Here is a 16,907-nt window from a genome sequence, read left to right as displayed (position 1 = left end):
GCAACGGCTCCGGCTGAAAACCTCCGGAGCCATGCCGGCAAGTCTGTTCTTGGACAATGCCTAAAAAAATCCATTAACGCAACTGCTTGTAAAGCAGTTCTTTAAAAACACATATGGTCATTTGATACTATTTCATCAAAAGCATTTTGTTCGTATAAGTTTTATTACCAGCTTTCAGCTGATAATAATATATTCCGCTGGAAACTGGTTTATCGTTTTGGTCTTTTCCGTTCCAGACTAAAGCGTGCTCTCCAGCAGGAAACACTTTATCTGCCAGAGTTTTGACTTTTTGACCCTTGATGTTGAATACTGAAAGATTCACAAACGAGGACGTTTGTGTTACAGAAAAGCTTATCGTAGTCGAAGGATTGAAAGGATTTGGATAATTGCCGATCAACTTAGTGGTACTAATTAACGTATTTTCATTTGTTCCTACATTATAAACCAGGTTAAATATATTGTTTGAATGAACAGAATTCTCGATCACTTCCAATCCAAGAATTGAGTCTGATAAATAATGATTTAGTTGAGCTGAAAGATCATAAATACCAGCTTTTAAATCTATCCAATAAACACCATTTGTACCAGGATGTGTTGTGTATTTTCCAGCTTTTATAATTGCATCAGAAATTTCTCCGCTCCCGCCATCTAACACAACTAAACCGGTAACAGAACCATATTCCTGAGTAATGATCTTCGCTTCAATACAGAAATTAAAATCGTTATTAGCTGCTAACTCTACCCAGTTTCCATTATTGAAGAATGCGCCTTTTCCGGTAATTCTTGGTCCGTTATCTCGATAGGCGATTGCACCTGTTGGGGAAGTAATTTTGTAACCGACCAGAACATCCTGATCTGGATTTACAGGAACAAATGATTCCAGATCTACATCCAGCCACTCTCCAGAATTAAAATCTTGAATTTCCATTTCACTGACCAGGATATTTTCCAGCCAAACTTGAGCATACAATTCACCTTCATCTGAATTGATGGGAGATTTGAAGCGAATGCCAGAAATAACATCATTTCCCAGATCACTGAGTTCTTCATTCGTAAGTTTTATGCCGCAGCTTAGAGTATAATTCGGAATCAAGTTCCAAATTTCAGCATCAGCTCCAGCAAAAGAAACTGCCATATTTCCAGGATATTCTGCCAGATCGAAATCTTCTGTCTGATCATCAAGACTAACCACAACTTCTTTGCTTGAGAAATAATTACTTCCTAAACTTGCAGTAACCTGATAAGTTCCCGGCAAAACTTCCGGAATACTGTAATCTCCGTTTGAATCAGCAGTTCCTGAATAAACTAATTCATCATTTTTGTAAAAACTTATAGCTGCATTTTCCGCAGAGATCGGAGCATTTACATGACCAGTGAAATAGGCAAATTCACCCAGATCGATCTGAATAAAATCATTATTCTCATCAATAACGACATCTTCCTGACACTGATAATAAGCACGCTGCTGCAGAATTGCTGTAACATTGTATGTCCCCGCTGTCATCGCCGGAACATCAAAGCTTCCATCAGCATTTTCCACAAAACATTCATAAAATCTTGGACCGTCAAAAGTGATATAAGTCCCTTCCGGTGAACATCCATCAACGTCTACATCACCTTGAACAGCTACAGGAACTTCTCCACCTTCGATATTTACAGCTGCTCCGGTTAGAATACAATAACCAGAAGGCATTCCGGCAGGAAGTGTGTACCAGCAGGTATTATTTGATGTTCCCCAACCAAAATTGAGATGATAATAATCATCTGTGTTATAACCATCGCAGTTTATGGCATGTCCGCCTTCAAAACCAGCTTGGTAAATCGTTAACTCAGTTGGCTGCATGGATTGCATATTATCTATTAAAATATCATAAAACCAGCTTCCTTCATTCTCCACATATTCGGCGCTGTCATAACCAAATTTATTCAAAAGTGCATCGGGAACCAGAGAAGTCCAGGTTCCGGAGCCAGTTGAGCTGTAACTCATTTCCACAGAAACTCCAGCTGCAAAATTGAGAGCAGCTTTATCATCTGCTGTCAAAATTATTCCGGCTGCATAATGAGCAGCAATGTCCTGCAAATAATTATTCAAATCGGGAAATGCTGGAAAATCATGCTCTTCCCATTCGTCGTCAATATAGATCGGATTATAATATCCAGAAGCATAATCATCAGCATCTGTAAAAACAGGATTTCCAATATACTCATGATAATCCATGATCATTGACATCGCTGTTGCCACACAACCTACAACTGAACGACCACCACTATTATCAAGAGGACACATCTGGTTGTAAACTCCGCTTTGATTCCACTGTTTATCGATCCAGCCATCTGTAATGGTAGTTCCCGGAGCTGGCCATTGCTGGAAACGCAGGTTATCTCGCTGTTCTCCATTTAACAGACTTTGCCATTTTTGTTGATTTTCCAAAGCATCATCAGGATTTTGCCGATAATATTCTGATCTCATATTCAAATCCGTTTTCAGCATTTGGTGCAGATAATTTTCTTCCAGATCTTCATTTTCCAAGGTTTGATGGAAAGAATAAGCAATTATCGGTACAAGGTCATCATCAGCACTTACAGCCACAAATCCATCTGGTTCCAGGTTGAAAACGTAGTATATATTTTCACCTCGTTCAGATATAGAATAGGCATCTTCCAGTAGCACATTTTTACCTCTCTGCATCAGGAAAGAATCAGCAGCTGTCCTGGCATCCTCCATGGATTGCGGGATTGCTGTTAAAATAATTGATAGCAATAATAAGCCAATTAAAATTATATTCTTCATTTATCCTCCAAATTCATTTTTATTTATCAGTGTTAAGTAAATGCATTAAATATTCCAAACAATTGAGATATTATAACGTTTAATATTATAGTCAATTATGGTTTTAGAACATTGTTAGAAAAACTTTTCCATGATCTTGATTTTACCAAGATTTTGCGAAAACAAATAAAATAAATTATCCAACTTGTTCCAATTAGCGTAGATAAAATTCGGAATTATATAAAAAAAAGACTCACTTCTCAGCGAGTCTAATTTTTTTATTATTTACCCCTCTGCCTTCGGCATCTCCTCTCAAACGGGGGAGAAAATTTGGCAAATCCGATGCATAGCATCGAGGAACTTTGATGATTAAATTACACCAACTCTTTTTCCGATTTTCTCAAATTTTTCCAGAGCTTCATCCAGCTGATCGCGAGTGTGTGTAGCCATAAAACTGGTGCGGATAAGAGTATCGTTTGGCGGAACAGCAGGTGGAACAACAGGATTGATAAAAACACCTTCTTCATCCAGTTGTTTCCACATTTTAAAAGCATTCATCAAGCCGCCAACATGCAGTGGAATTACTGGAGTACAGGAAGTTCCAGTATTATAGCCCATTGCTTTAAAGTTTTTCATCATGTAGTCTGTGTTGTCCCAAAGTTGCTGAATTCTTTCCGGTTCTTCCTGCATAATTTTGAGAGCTTCCAGCACACTGGCAGCAGATGCAGGAGGTAACGAAGCACTAAAGATAAGTGGTCGAGCATGATGTTTCATATAATGGATTACTTCATTGCTGGCAGCAATAAAACCACCAATAGAAGCCAGAGATTTACTGAATGTTCCCATTATAATATCTACATCATCGATGCAGCCGGCAGCCATTGCAGCCCCTCCGCCTGTTTCGTGCAGAACTCCCAGCGAATGAGCTTCGTCCACCATTACTTTAGCATCATATTTTTTGGCAATTTTACAAATGTTCGGAACATCGGCAATATCACCTTCCATACTAAAAATACCATCCACCACAATAAGAGCATTCCCACCTGAAACACGCTTTTGTAGAACTGTTTCCAAATGTTTCATATTATTATGATTGAAACGCAGCATCTTACCGCCGGAAAGGCTGCAGCCATCGATTATCGAAGCGTGGTCAAATTTATCTGTTACAATGAATTCATCCTTGTGAACCATTGCTTGGATAGCACCCAGATTTGCCATATAACCCGCAGCAAAAGCCAGCGAAGCTTCTTTTCCTACAAACTTGGCAAGTTTATCTTCCAATTCCAAGTGAATGTCCAAAGTACCATTTAAAAAACGAGAACCGGCACAACCAGTTCCATATTTATCGGTTGCTTTTTTGGCTGCTTCAATTACACGTGGATGATTTGTAAGTCCCAGATAGCTGTTTGAACCCATCATCAACATACGTTTGCCATCACATATTACTTCCGTGTCCTGTTCAGATTCTATCTTACGGAAATACGGATAGTGACCCAGAGCTATGATTTCTTTAGCTTGAGTAAAATTATCAATCTTATCGTATAAACTCATCTAAACTCCCATATCTATAAAATATATTCCAAAACGGTTTTTTTATGTGCACTGTCAATAAAATAAATAAATCAACCTATCAGAGCGGGATTTTCGACAGGTTTTGTATTTGCTTTCCGAAAACTTCTCTCGTCAAATTTACTTGTTGGTTTCGGAAAGGTCTAATTGGTGCAGAAAAACTTTCCGACAGCTAAAAACTCCTTTCCGAAAACTTCTCTCGTCAAATTTACTTGTTGGTTTCGGAAAGATCTAATTGGTGCAGAAAAACTTTCCGACAGCTAAAAACTCCTTTCCGAAAACTTCTCTCGTCAATTTTTTCCGGTTGGTTTCGGAAAGGTTTAATTGGTGCAGAAAAACTTTCCGACAGCTAAAAACTCCTTTCCGAAAACTTCTCTCGTCAATTTTTTCCGGTTGGTTTCGGAAAGGTCTAATTGGTGCAGAAAAACTTTCCGACAGCTAAAAACTCCTTTCCGAAAACTTCTCTCGTCAATTTTTTCCGGTTGGTTTCGGAAAGATCTAATTGGTGCAGAATAACTTTCCGACAGCTAAAAACTCCTTTCCGAAAACTTCTCTCGTCAATTTTTTCCGGTTGGTTTCGGAAAGGTTTAATTGGTGCAGAAAAACTTTCCGACAGCTTCTGCAAGAAAAGCAGAGAGAAGCTGTCGGAAAGTGAAAATCACTTCATCATCAGCATTTTTTTTGTAAAAATTTGATTTCCAGCTTTTAACTGATAAAAATATACTCCGCTGGAAACTGGTTTATTGTTTTGGTCTGTTCCATCCCAGACAACTGAAACTTTGGGACTTTGAGACTCTGTGACTGTAAGTGTTTTTATTTTCTGACCTTTTAGATTGTAAATTTCTATCTTCGCAAACGGAGACGTTTGCGTTACAGAAAAACTAATTGTTGTGGTTGGATTGAACGGATTTGGATAGTTTCCCAGTAATTTTGTTTCCAGATTCAGGATGTCATCACCTTCTACAAAGGCAATATTGAAAACAATTGGATCAGATTCAATTTGATCGATATAAAAAGCAGTTAAGGCAACTTCATAAACCTGACCTGGAATCAGGTCATAAATATCAAAATATAATTCTGTAGTTGTATGTAAAACGCCATCCACATAAATGTGATATTCTTCCACGAATTGATTCGGTTCTTCCCAGTAGAGATTAATGTGATCGGAGAAAACTTCGTAACCAGCATTTTGTGGTGGTTCATATTCTTCACCAAGATAATAGAACTGCACTCCAACCCCAACAGATTCTCCATCTTCATAAACTGCAGATACTTCGGCAAAATATGTATCCCCAGAAGTTAATCCTGTGAATTGATAAGGTGAATAATAAGTTGGACCCAACAAAGTCCCATCAAGGAAAACTTTGCAATATAATAAATTTGAAGTACTGCCCGGTTCTGGTGGTTCCCAGCTGAATAATCCCAAAAGTGACACGAACGGATTTTGAGGTGGATTTAAGATATGAGGAATGTAGATTGTTGTATCTACAATCACCGATTCATAGCCACCTTCATATATAATTGATGCACCATAAGTACATGTTGTTCCTGGAGTTGGAGGAAATGGGTCAATATAGAACAGCGATGTCATTGTAGCTACAAAACTACCATCTCGATACAAATTATATCCTTCAAGTGTTTTATATGTTGGATAAGCTGTTCCCGGTTCAACAGTTACATTCACAAAGCCATTATTTAGAACAGCATTAATTCCAGCTGGTGGTGCAAAAGGAGAAAGTGTCGGTTCATAATCTACAATTCCGTAAGCAGCATTATCATTACCATCGATTATTGTTGTGTCAATGGGTGGATCATCGTCCCAAACTGTGTTTTCGGCTGTTAGATCGGCAGAACTCGCATTGTAAACTGTGAATTCCTCTCCAGTAAAGAAAAGATTATCATAAATGCAGTTGTAACCATCATCATCTGGATCAGCATTATTCAGATCTCCCAAGTTTGCTGTTGCTCCAGCAGTTAAGTAAAATCCGGTATAATTATGATCGATCTCATTATAGGTAAAAACAGCATTAGCACTGCTGCCATAAAGCATTACGCCTGCACCTGAATCAGCATTATTTTCCACAAAATTGTGATGAATATGATTCCAGGTATAAGTTCCCTTTCCAGCATAAAGATAAATTCCCGTGTAGTTGTAGCAAACTTCGTTATAAGCAACAAAAGGTTCCATATTTGCATAACCGAAAAGATTTGCTAAAGTTATACCCTGCATCGAGTTATGATGGATATAATTGTTCGTGATCGTGGGACTGCAGGAATGTGAATTACTTTGCAATGAAAGCTGCACAGCTCCATAAGGAGAACCACCCAGAGCGCAATATGAAACTTCACAATTATCGATTAGCACATTGGAATTATCCACTATCGTAATGCCACTTTTCTGGATATTTGTAATTTTGGAATGAGTTATTTCCATGTAGGAAGGATTGTTGGATGAAAGTGCTGAAAACTGAACACCTTTCTGATGATCATCAATAAAACAATATGAAACATAAACCGGACTGTTCACAGAATGAACTCCGTAATCGTTTGTATCGTCCGTATTGGAAATTCGGCAATAAGAAATCGTGCTGGCATTCACTTCATCTTCCAGACGGATTCCACCCCAGTCAAGTCCACCATTTCCATAAAATCTGATCGTATCACCAACTGCACCTTGAGCAATAATATTGCCTTCTGCAGTCAATTTGTAATTTCCCATCGCAATTACTTCCACACCCGATTCGATTGTTAATGTTTCACCATTTGGAACGGTGATTTCTCCTACAATATTGTACGGACTTCCCGCCAGATTCCAGGTGCCGGATTGATTGCCGGAAACATCAGTTGCAAAAAGTGATAAACATGAAGTTAAAATAAAAAAGCATAAAAAAGTTTTCTTCATTATTCCTCCTAAAAATTAGTTGGTTCAATCGTCTCGATTGAATCAGCCCAGTTCTAATAATCGTCTCGATCAGTCCTCTCCTTACGAAGCTTCCGCGCCAACTCCTTCTCTCAACTGACCTTATTCAATTTCTTTTTTTTCTTTCTAACATGTCCACTAATTATTACATAACTCAGAGCCAAAATGGCAATGATCGCTCCCAGCCATTTGAGAGAAGTAAGAAAACTGACCACAACACTGGCAATGAAAACTCCCAGGAAAATGAAGAGAATCGATTTCCAGAAACTAAGTCCCATCAAATAGGCAGCCAGCGAACCTGTCCAGGCACCGGTAACAGGCAGTGGAATTGCTACAAATATCATCAAGCCGACTTCTTCATATTTTTCGATGATCTCGCTTTTACTGCGGGTTCGTCGAAAGACAGCTTCCAGAATTTTGCGGGTAAATTTGAATTTGAAGCAAATTTTCGTAATAAAACCGAAGAAAAGTAAAATGAAGAAGATCGGTATCATATTTCCTGCTAATGAAATTGGAATTACCTTCCAATACGGAAGATGATAATAATGAATTCCCATGGGAATGGAACCGCGCAGTTCAAAGATCGGCAGCATAGCCAGCAGGAAAACACGTACTTCATCCGATACATTTATGCTATCTACTTTGGCTTTGATGGAATCTTTGAGGCCGGAAGCAAACAAAAATGAGAAACTGGAAAATAAAATAATAAAAATTAAAAAAATTCTAATATTCATGCCAGCCTTCCTCTCCGATCAGCGGTACGAATGTGCAGCCACCGTGTCGAGTTTCTTCGTAGCCATCTTCTTTTCTTTCCAGTAAAATTAGTTCCTGAAAACTTCTTTGTCCGGCAGGAATTACCAGCTTTCCACCTATTTTAAGTTGCTCTGCTAAACTTTCCGGAATCTGCGGTGCTGCTGCTGCTACGATAATTCGATCGAATTGTTTGCAAACTGGAAATCCGCCTTCCCAGCCTTTGGTGCCGTCACCCGATTTGTAATAAATATTTTCGTAACCTTGATCTTTTAAAATTTTTTCCGCCCTGCGGATCAGGAAATCAATTCTTTCCACAGTATAAACTTCCTCCGCGATCTCTGCCAGAAGTGCAGTTTGATAGCCGGAACCGGTACCAATTTCCAGCACTTTGTGATCAGGTTCCAGATCGAGAAGCTGCATCATCAAGGCAACGATGTATGGTTGCGAAATTGTCTGTCCTTTTCCGATACTGAGTGGTGAATCGTTGTAAGCCAGATGCCGCGCATCTTCTTCCACGAAAAGATGTCGTTCTACTTTGGAAAATGCTTTTAGCACATTTTCATCCGTAATATCACGGCGCAAGAGTTGGTTTTGCACCATCAATTTTCTTTGATCATCAAATCTCATTTTTCCTCAAACAAATTTTATTCCCCCTTTCAAAGGGGGACTTGAATCATTTTCTATAGTTTATTTATTATCATCCAGCCATTTTTCCAATTTAGGATAAGCTTCTTTTCGGCAAAAGGTCGGAGTAATTGGAGTGATCGAAATAAAGCCTTCCGAAATTGCTTTGAAATCAGAATTACCAGTGCGATCCCACCAAGGCGGCCCACCACCGATCCAATAAATTTTTCTACCGCGCGGATCGAGCTGTTCCTTCACAAAATCCTGATATTTACGATGCCCAACCTCCGTGATTCGAATTCCTTTTATCTCATCAATTTCCAGGTTAGGAACATTAATATTAAGGATCTCTCTTTCTTCAATGTTTTCGTGCAACCCATTTTTGATAAATTCATTAATAAAATGTGCCGCAGTTTCAAACTTCTGCTGGCTATAAGAAGCTAATGAAATTGCTATGGATTTGAATCCCAGGAACATTGCTTCCAGAGCTGCTGCTACTGTTCCAGAATAAAGCAGGTCTTCGCCCATATTTTGCCCGGCGTTTATGCCGGAAATCACCAGGTCAACTTTCTTTTCTTTTAGAACGATCCGTTCTGCAATTATGGCACAATCTGCCGGGCTTCCTGTAACTGCGAATCTGTTTTCGCCACGTTCATAAATTCGCAACGGTTCATGCAGTGTTAAAGAATGTGAAGTAGCACTCTGTTCTTTGCTGGGTGCTACAACGATTACTTCATGTCCATTTTCCTTCAGCGTTTTTTCTAAAGTTTTGATGCCGGGAGCATCGATTCCGTCGTCATTTGTCAGTAAGATTCTCATTTATTCTCCGTTTGGTTTTCATCATTAAATGTTTCATGCAGCACAATATTTACAAAATTTTTGATATCCCGCAGATGGGAAATATAGCTTTTCTGCCCATCGTAAATTGTGTCAATAGGTACAAAATCTATCAATCCGCCAGCTTTGGCTACTTTGATGATCACTTCAGTTTCAAATTGGTAGCGTTTTGTTTTAAATTTGAAATCCTTAATAAAATCAAGATTATAAAGTCGATAACCACTCTGTGAATCTAATATTTTCTGCTGAGTGAAGATGGAAACGATTTTGCTGGTTGTGGCGTTGCTGGCAATGCGTGGGAGTGGCATTTTATTTCGGCTGAAATCTCTTTTCCCAATTATCAGATCAGCTTCTTCTTCATTTTGTTTTTTTAAGAATTCTTCAAAATCCTCGGGTTTATGCTGCAGATCGCTATCGATGGAAAAAGTAAAAAGAAATCCCTTATCAAAAGCTCTGTTGAAGCCTTCCTGTAAGGCATTTCCTTTGCCTGTATTTTCGGAAATATTTATTAAATTTACTTTGTGTTCTTCACAGATTTTTGCAGAATTATCTTCCGAAGCATCATCAACTGCAAAAACCTGTTCCCTGGGAAAATAGTTGAATATCCTTTCAAACAATTTATACAAATAATCTTCCGAATTGTAAATCGGAATAACGACTGCTGTATTCTGCCAATCTGCCTTCATATTCATTCTTTTCTATTTTTTGTTGAATGAAAATTGACAGTATGATGTGTCAAGCAAATCGTTTCAGAGAAATGGAACGGGGAAATCATTTGACATTAAAACTGCAAAATTTGATTCAGTATCAGTAAATATAATAATATTTTAGGAGAAAAAAGTATGAGTGAAAAATTAGTTCATGGAAACATCAGCAGTCAGCAGTCGATGGAACTGGAAGAAACTTACGGTGCTCACAACTATCATCCGCTACCGGTCGTACTGGCAAAAGGTAAAGGCGCAAAAGTGTGGGATCCGGAAGGAAATGAATATTACGATTTTCTATCTGCTTATTCGGCTGTAAATCAGGGACATTGTCATCCCAAGATCATCAAAGCTCTCACCGATCAGGCCGAAGAGCTCACTCTTACATCAAGAGCTTTCTTCAACAACAAACTGGGAGAATACGAAAAATTCGTAACAGAATTCTTTGGTTATGAAATGGTACTGCCGATGAATACCGGCGCCGAAGCAGTGGAAACAGCGATGAAGCTTTCCCGTAAATGGGGTTACGAAAAGAAGAGCATTCCCGAAAATGAAGCAATCCTGATTTTTGCAGAACAGAATTTTCACGGCAGAACGATTGCCATTGTTTCTGCTTCCACCGATCCAGATGCTTACGGCAATTTTGGACCGTTCCTTCCCGGCATCGAAAAAATTCCCTATAATGACGTTTCGGCTCTGGAAAAAGTTCTGGAAGAAAAGGGTGATAAAGTTGCGGCATTCATTGTGGAACCAATCCAGGGTGAAGCAGGTGTTTTTGTGCCTGATGAAGGTTATCTGAAAAGTTGTTTTGATCTTTGTAAAAAGCATAACGTGCTTTTTGTAGCAGACGAAGTTCAAACCGGAATTGCCCGAACCGGCCGACTTTTAGCCAGCGAATGGGAAAATGTTCATCCTGACATCGTTATTTTGGGAAAAGCTATTTCGGGTGGAGTACTGCCGGTTTCTGCTGTGCTTTCTTCCAAAGAGATCATGCTGGTGATAAAACCCGGAGAACACGGTTCTACATTTGGAGGATTCCCGCTGGCTTGCACTGTAGCAAAAGCAGCTCTGGAAGTAGTGCGTGATGAGAAATTGACAGAAAGAGCCGAGAAACTGGGAAAGGTTTTCCGTGCTGAACTTGCACGAATCGACTCACCTTTGATCGAACTTATTCGCGGAAAAGGACTGCTTAATGCAGTTGTTATAAAACCAAAAGACGGCATCGAAGCCTGGGATGTATGTGTGAAGCTGAAAGAAAACGGACTGCTGGCAAAACCTACTCACGGACACATCATCCGTTTTGCACCACCTTTGGTGATTACAGAAGAAGAATTGATGGAGTGCATTAATATCATCAAGAAAACTATCGAAGAATTAAATTAAAAAAAAAGATACAGTAAAGCTCTAGGCTTAGAGATTTTAAAAGCCACCCTGACTGTTTGAGGTTAGGGTGGCTTTTTTATTATTGGAGTGAATAGTTGAGGTGGTTTTATTATATTTTGGGATGAAATAAAAAATTATCATGATAAATTATTTGATTGAAAATATAAAAGACCCCCTTTGGAAGGGGAAAAAGGAGGTTAGAAAAAGATGAAAGCAAAGTATAAAACCCCTCTGTCCCTTCGGGACTTCTCCCCTTACGAAGGGGAGCTTATCGTTTACTAAATATTATCTCGTGAATAAAAAGAGGAATTCTTCCCGAGATTTATCAATCTTTGGCTGAACAACGTGCAAGAAACGTTAGAATGACGGGAAAAAGGAGAAAATACATGAAAAAAATTATTTCAATTCTAATCACAGTTTTGCTATTTAGTTGCAGTACAAACCAAAAAGAAAAACTTGTTGTTGGAATAATCGCACCATCATTAAATCATCTGCCAATCAAGTTTGGAATGCAGTTTGGGATTTTGAAAGGAAAAGATATTGTAATCAAAAAATTTTCTTCTGGTTGGGAAACGAATGAAGCTTTGATCGCAGAAAAGATCGATGTAGCGATCATGCCTTTCACCTATATCTGGTCGGATGTTTCCCAAGGAAAAAAGGTGAAAATCATCTCATTCTTGGAAAGAGAAAGTGATGGAATTATCACACGTAAAGACATTCAAAAAATTTCTGATCTGGATGGAAAAAAAATTGGGGTTTTAAGAGCTTCTACTCTTGATATTTTTGCTGAAATGCTGACAGAAAATTATCAGATAAAACCTGAACTGGTTTACTTTCGAACTCCCATGGAAATGGCTGCAGCATTGAATTCCAAAGCTGTCGATGCACTTAGTTTTTATGTTCCTTCTATTTTTAATTTTGATGAGAATTTCCATATCTTACATTGGTACAGCGATGACTTTCCCAAACATCCCTGTTGCGATATTGCAGCTACGCAAACTGCTATCGATAATAAATCCACTCAGATCAAAAACTTCCTGAATCAAATGAAAGAAAGCTGCAATCAGATGAACTTGAATCCACAGGTAGGTTTTGACGTCGCCCAGACCAACTTTCGACTGACAGAAGAGATCAGCCGGCAATCGATCTATCATACAAAATACATCATGAATCTGGCTGAAGCAGGAAAAGATTTTGAAAAAAAAGCGATTGAAATGATGATAAAAAAAGGTTACATTGAGAATTCGGTTTCGGCGGATGATGTTTATTTTGAAGTTTTGCAATGAAGCAAATATCTTCAAGAATCTTCTTTTGATGAAAATTGTTAAAGTCCCCCTTTGGACGGGGGATAAAAGGAGGTAGAATAATTGATAACTCGATATAAAACCCCTCTGTCCCTTCGGGACTTCTCCCCTTACGAAGGGGAGCTTGATCAGGCGTCTTCCTGACGTTTCTTATAGCTTTACAGGCGACTGTTTCCGCCGAAGCTTTGCGAAGACGGAAGAAGTTTCCCGCTTAAAAAAAATATCGTCATATTGAGGATTCTTGCAGCTTTGCTTTCGAAATATCTCGCGAGAATTCTTGCAGCTTTACTTCTCGTGAATGCAAAGAGAGATTCTTCCAACCTGTGCCGGCGAAGTGGCACGAAGCCGTAAGAATAACGTGAACACACCCCACGACTAAAGTCGCACCCCTCTCAAGAGGGGAATAACGTCAGAATGACGAAGAAATGGAGTTTTAAATGAAACGTAATCTAAATTTTCTGGGAATTATCTTTGTTCTTCTTTTACTGATACTGCTGTCAATTTCATTGAAAATTGACTGGCAGGATTGGCAGGAACTGCAATTTTCTTTCAAAGCTCTTATCACTGATCTTGTAATCTCATTTCTGCGAGTTTTATTAACTTCATTAGTCGCCTGGATTATGGGAATAATCTGCGGTTACTTTATATTTTACTTAAGATTTTGTCGGCAACTTTTTCTTCCTGCTATAAATTTTATTCGTCATATTTCTCCTTTTGCCTGGCTGCCGTTTGCTATTATCTGGTTTGGACTGGGAGAAGCTTCTGTAAGTTTCATCATGTTCATCACGCTCTTCTTCCCCACCGTTATAGCTGCTTCCGATCAATTTAATTCTATTCCGCACGAATTTATAGATGAAGCAAAAGTGCTGGGTACATCGCAGTTTCAGCTTTTCAAATTTGTGGAACTGCCACTTTCTTTTGTAGGATTTCTCAACTTATTTCGCATAATCTGGGGATTGGGTTGGACGGTGATCATCGCCGCTGAAATGCTGGGAGTGAACAGTGGATTGGGTTTTCGACTTCTGGATTTTCGTTACCTGCTGCAATATCCGCAAATGCTGATCTATTTTGTAGTGATGGGCAGTGTGGGGATTTTGTTTGATTGGATGTTGAGGAAGATTGTGGTAAGATTTGAAATGTGAAATGAGAAATGAGAAAATTTAAATTGTTACTTGTTGCTGGTTTCTTGTTACTTGTTTTTATCTAATAAAAATAATTTATTTTCAATGAATGACTTTCTTTTTATTTCAACATTAACATTTTTCCTGATCCCAACCTGTTTTCATTCGATATTATCTGATAATAATAAACACCTGAACCAACTTTTTTGTTGAATTGGTTTGTACCATCCCAGATTATTGATTGTTTGTTGCAATCAATTGAAATTTCTTTAATCAATTGTCCTTTAGTGTTGTATATTTGTAATTTAAAATCATTGTAACTATCTAGTTTACCAAAAGATATTGTAGTGGAAGGATTAAATGGATTGGGAAAGTTGATTAATTCAATTGTTGTTTGTTTCAATACATTATGACTAATATCAGTAACTTGACCATTTTCATCTGTTTTTGTTAAAAGAATATAATCTTGGTCATTCTTACTAATGTATAGAAAACCTAAATCTACCTTTTGTAAACATTTATCACCATAATAACCCCAATATGGATAACCAGTGCACCACAATGTATCTCCATAAACATTTGTTTTTAATAGAGCATGACCACTGTTGATAACATAATTGCTATCATCGTCCTCTATACAAGTTCTAATATTCCAATATTCATATTGATTACAGAAAAGCAGATTATTTTCCGTTGTTATCGATGCTACAAATCCAAATCGGTCATATGAAGAAGTACGAAAATAACCACTTGCTATAATATTTCCATCTATCGTTTCAAATATACAATTGCCCCTTTCATGACCATCTAAACCCTCAAATGTTCTTGTCCAAAGTGAATCTCCATTTGAATCTGTTTTAATCACCAATACATCATAATCCTCATAATTAGTCCCTGTCATGGCATACCCACCATCAGAAGTCTCACAGACTGAATATGCTACACTATGACCGACATCAATAATACTAGTCCAAATTGTATTGCCATCTGGATCTATCTTCCTCAATGACGCATTATTATTCGAACTACCAGCCAATATAACATTTCCATCTGAAGTTGTTTTCATTGAAAAAAAACCGAAATCATTATCATATGGGATTAACCATAATCGATTACCTTCTGAATCGCGTTTTATCATATAGTTACCTCCACCTCCAAAAGCTGAAAAACCTATTGATAACAAACTACCATCCTGCAGCTCAGTAAAATCAATATTATAGCCATTGCTAAGCATATATTCCAGAGAATCGTCAACAGCCCAAAGCAGATTGCCATCAGAATCAGTTTTCATAAGAAAAGCCCAATTCTCGTATTCCCAGGGATCATGTCCAAACAATTCATAAGACCCGCTTATTACATAGCCACCATCTTGAGTAATTATAACATCATCTAATTCATATCTATCCGTCCAGTTAGGGCGCTGAAATGGTCGATATATTTTTTCCCAGGTTTCTTGGGAAAAAAGGCCAAAAGCAAAAAGCAGAAAGCAGAAAAGGAACAGAAGTGAGAGATGAGAGTTGAGACGATGAGATTGAGAGACTTTGTGACTTTGAGATTGAGAGACTTTGTGACTTTGAGATTGAGAGACTTTGTGACTTTGAGATTGAGAGACTTTGTGACTTTGAGATTGAGAGACTTTGTGACTTTGAGATTGAGAGACTTTGTGACTTTGTGATTGAGAGACTTTGTGACTTTGGGAGAATGAGAAATTACGAATTACTAATGACAAGTGACCAGTGATTAATAACCAATGATCGTCATATTGCGGAAATCTTCTTGCGACTATTGACGAAGAATCGTTATTTCTTTGCATCTTTACCTCTCTGCATCTTTGCGTCTTTGCGTCTTTGCGTCTTTGCATCTTTACCTCTTTACCTCTTTGTCTCTTTGTCTCTTTGCCTCTCTGTCTCTTTGCCTCTTTATTTCAACATTAACATTTTTCCAGTTCCTAAGCTGTTTTTTTTCGATATTAATTGATAATAATAGATACCTGAACCAACTTTTTTATTGAATTGGTTTGTACCATCCCAGATTGTTGATTGTTTGTTGCAATCAATCGAAATTTTCTTAATTAATTGTCCTTTAGAGTTGTATATTTGTAATTTATAATCATTGTAGTTCTCTAGTTTTCCAAAATATATTGTTGTTGAAGGATTAAATGGGTTGGGATAATTTGATAACGAATTATCGTGAATTGGATATAGATTTTCTTCTGAATCTGTTATTTGACCTGCTGAATCAGTTTTACTTAGGAATATGTTAACTCCTAAGTATTCTTCGCCAGCACATATAAAACCTTCATTATCTAAAACATCAAAGCTTTTATCGCCTACAGATGGCCAATGGTTGAGTTGCTCATTCCACACTATTTCACCAATATCATCAACTTTAAACAATCTTGTTTTCTGATTTGGAGAACCACCCCAACTATAACCAATTAAATTATTTTGATCTAATTGTATTGTGTAGCAGGCTGCTAAATCAGATAAAATTTGCTCGAAAAGAATGTTACCAGAATTGTCAATTTTTGCTATAAATGTGTCAATAGCCCTATAATGCAATTCACCTGCAATAATAATATTTGATTCATTATCTTCTAAAACACAATTACCCTTATCATTACCACCTAAACCAGCAAATGTTCTTGTCCACAATGAATCACCATATGAATCTGTTTTTATAGCTAATACATCATAATTTTCATAGTTTTTACCCGTCAATGCATACCCACCATCAGAAGTTTCACAGACTGAATATGCTACACTATGACCGACATCAATTATACTAGTGTCATGTCAAGCTTGACAAGTCGTAAGGGATGAGAATAATTGTCTCACAAAAGTGAGGTGATTATGATAAAGTACAGAGTGACGCTAAGCAAGGCAGAACATGAAGAACTTGAGACTATTGTTAGTAAAGGCA

Annotated in this window: 12 protein-coding genes; 3 read left to right on the top strand and 9 right to left on the bottom strand. The window is 37.9% G+C overall.

The window, feature by feature from the left end; genetic code table 11:
• Positions 1-127: 127 nt before the first annotated feature.
• The 7 genes from K9N40_10050 to K9N40_10020 all read right to left on the bottom strand — a co-directional run bounded on the left by K9N40_10050 (position 128) and on the right by K9N40_10020 (position 10,165).
• Positions 128-2,791, bottom strand: coding sequence for a C10 family peptidase (locus K9N40_10050; GenBank protein ID MCF7814809.1), 2,664 nt, complete (start codon positions 2,789-2,791; stop codon positions 128-130).
• 348 nt (positions 2,792-3,139) lie between these two features.
• Complete coding sequence (locus tag K9N40_10045) at positions 3,140-4,321, bottom strand: pyridoxal phosphate-dependent aminotransferase family protein (protein ID MCF7814808.1); 1,182 nt, start codon at positions 4,319-4,321, stop codon at positions 3,140-3,142.
• 676 nt (positions 4,322-4,997) lie between these two features.
• Complete coding sequence (locus tag K9N40_10040; GenBank protein ID MCF7814807.1) at positions 4,998-6,389, bottom strand: T9SS type A sorting domain-containing protein; 1,392 nt, start codon at positions 6,387-6,389, stop codon at positions 4,998-5,000.
• A gap of 962 nt (positions 6,390-7,351) precedes the next feature.
• Positions 7,352-7,993: a small multi-drug export protein gene (locus K9N40_10035; protein ID MCF7814806.1), complete on the bottom strand. Its 642-nt coding sequence runs from the start codon at positions 7,991-7,993 to the stop codon at positions 7,352-7,354.
• Positions 7,983-8,639: a protein-L-isoaspartate(D-aspartate) O-methyltransferase gene (locus tag K9N40_10030; GenBank protein ID MCF7814805.1), complete on the bottom strand. Its 657-nt coding sequence runs from the start codon at positions 8,637-8,639 to the stop codon at positions 7,983-7,985. Before K9N40_10030 ends, K9N40_10035 begins: the two co-directional genes overlap by 11 nt.
• Before the next feature lie 60 nt (positions 8,640-8,699).
• Positions 8,700-9,455, bottom strand: a complete 756-nt coding sequence (gene surE / locus K9N40_10025; protein ID MCF7814804.1) for a 5'/3'-nucleotidase SurE — start codon at positions 9,453-9,455, stop codon at positions 8,700-8,702.
• Entirely contained in the window at positions 9,452-10,165 is a 714-nt protein-coding gene (locus K9N40_10020) for a glycosyltransferase family 2 protein (GenBank protein ID MCF7814803.1), read from the bottom strand. The genes surE and K9N40_10020 overlap by 4 nt, the downstream gene beginning before the upstream one ends.
• Before the next feature lie 150 nt (positions 10,166-10,315).
• On the opposite strand from K9N40_10020, the gene rocD reads away from it, so the two are divergent.
• The 3 genes from rocD (at position 10,316) to K9N40_10005 (ending at position 14,006) form a co-directional block, all read left to right on the top strand.
• A complete protein-coding gene (gene rocD, locus K9N40_10015) occupies positions 10,316-11,560 on the top strand; it encodes an ornithine--oxo-acid transaminase (protein ID MCF7814802.1) in 1,245 nt (414 codons plus the stop codon).
• Between the two features lie 386 nt (positions 11,561-11,946).
• Positions 11,947-12,846: an ABC transporter substrate-binding protein gene (locus K9N40_10010; GenBank protein MCF7814801.1), complete on the top strand. Its 900-nt coding sequence runs from the start codon at positions 11,947-11,949 to the stop codon at positions 12,844-12,846.
• 455 nt (positions 12,847-13,301) lie between these two features.
• On the top strand, positions 13,302-14,006 hold the full coding sequence (locus K9N40_10005) for an ABC transporter permease subunit (GenBank protein MCF7814800.1): 705 nt from the start codon (positions 13,302-13,304) through the stop codon (positions 14,004-14,006).
• Between the two features lie 100 nt (positions 14,007-14,106).
• Here K9N40_10005 and K9N40_10000 read toward each other — a convergent pair whose 3' ends face one another.
• Complete coding sequence (locus K9N40_10000) at positions 14,107-15,846, bottom strand: T9SS type A sorting domain-containing protein (protein ID MCF7814799.1); 1,740 nt, start codon at positions 15,844-15,846, stop codon at positions 14,107-14,109.
• 58 nt (positions 15,847-15,904) lie between these two features.
• Positions 15,905-16,705: a gliding motility-associated C-terminal domain-containing protein gene (locus K9N40_09995; protein ID MCF7814798.1), complete on the bottom strand. Its 801-nt coding sequence runs from the start codon at positions 16,703-16,705 to the stop codon at positions 15,905-15,907.
• Positions 16,706-16,907 lie beyond the last annotated feature (202 nt).

Source organism: Candidatus Cloacimonadota bacterium (assembly GCA_021734245.1).
Classification (GTDB): Bacteria; Cloacimonadota; Cloacimonadia; order Cloacimonadales; family TCS61; genus B137-G9.
This window is presented reverse-complemented; position numbering and strand designations above follow the sequence as displayed.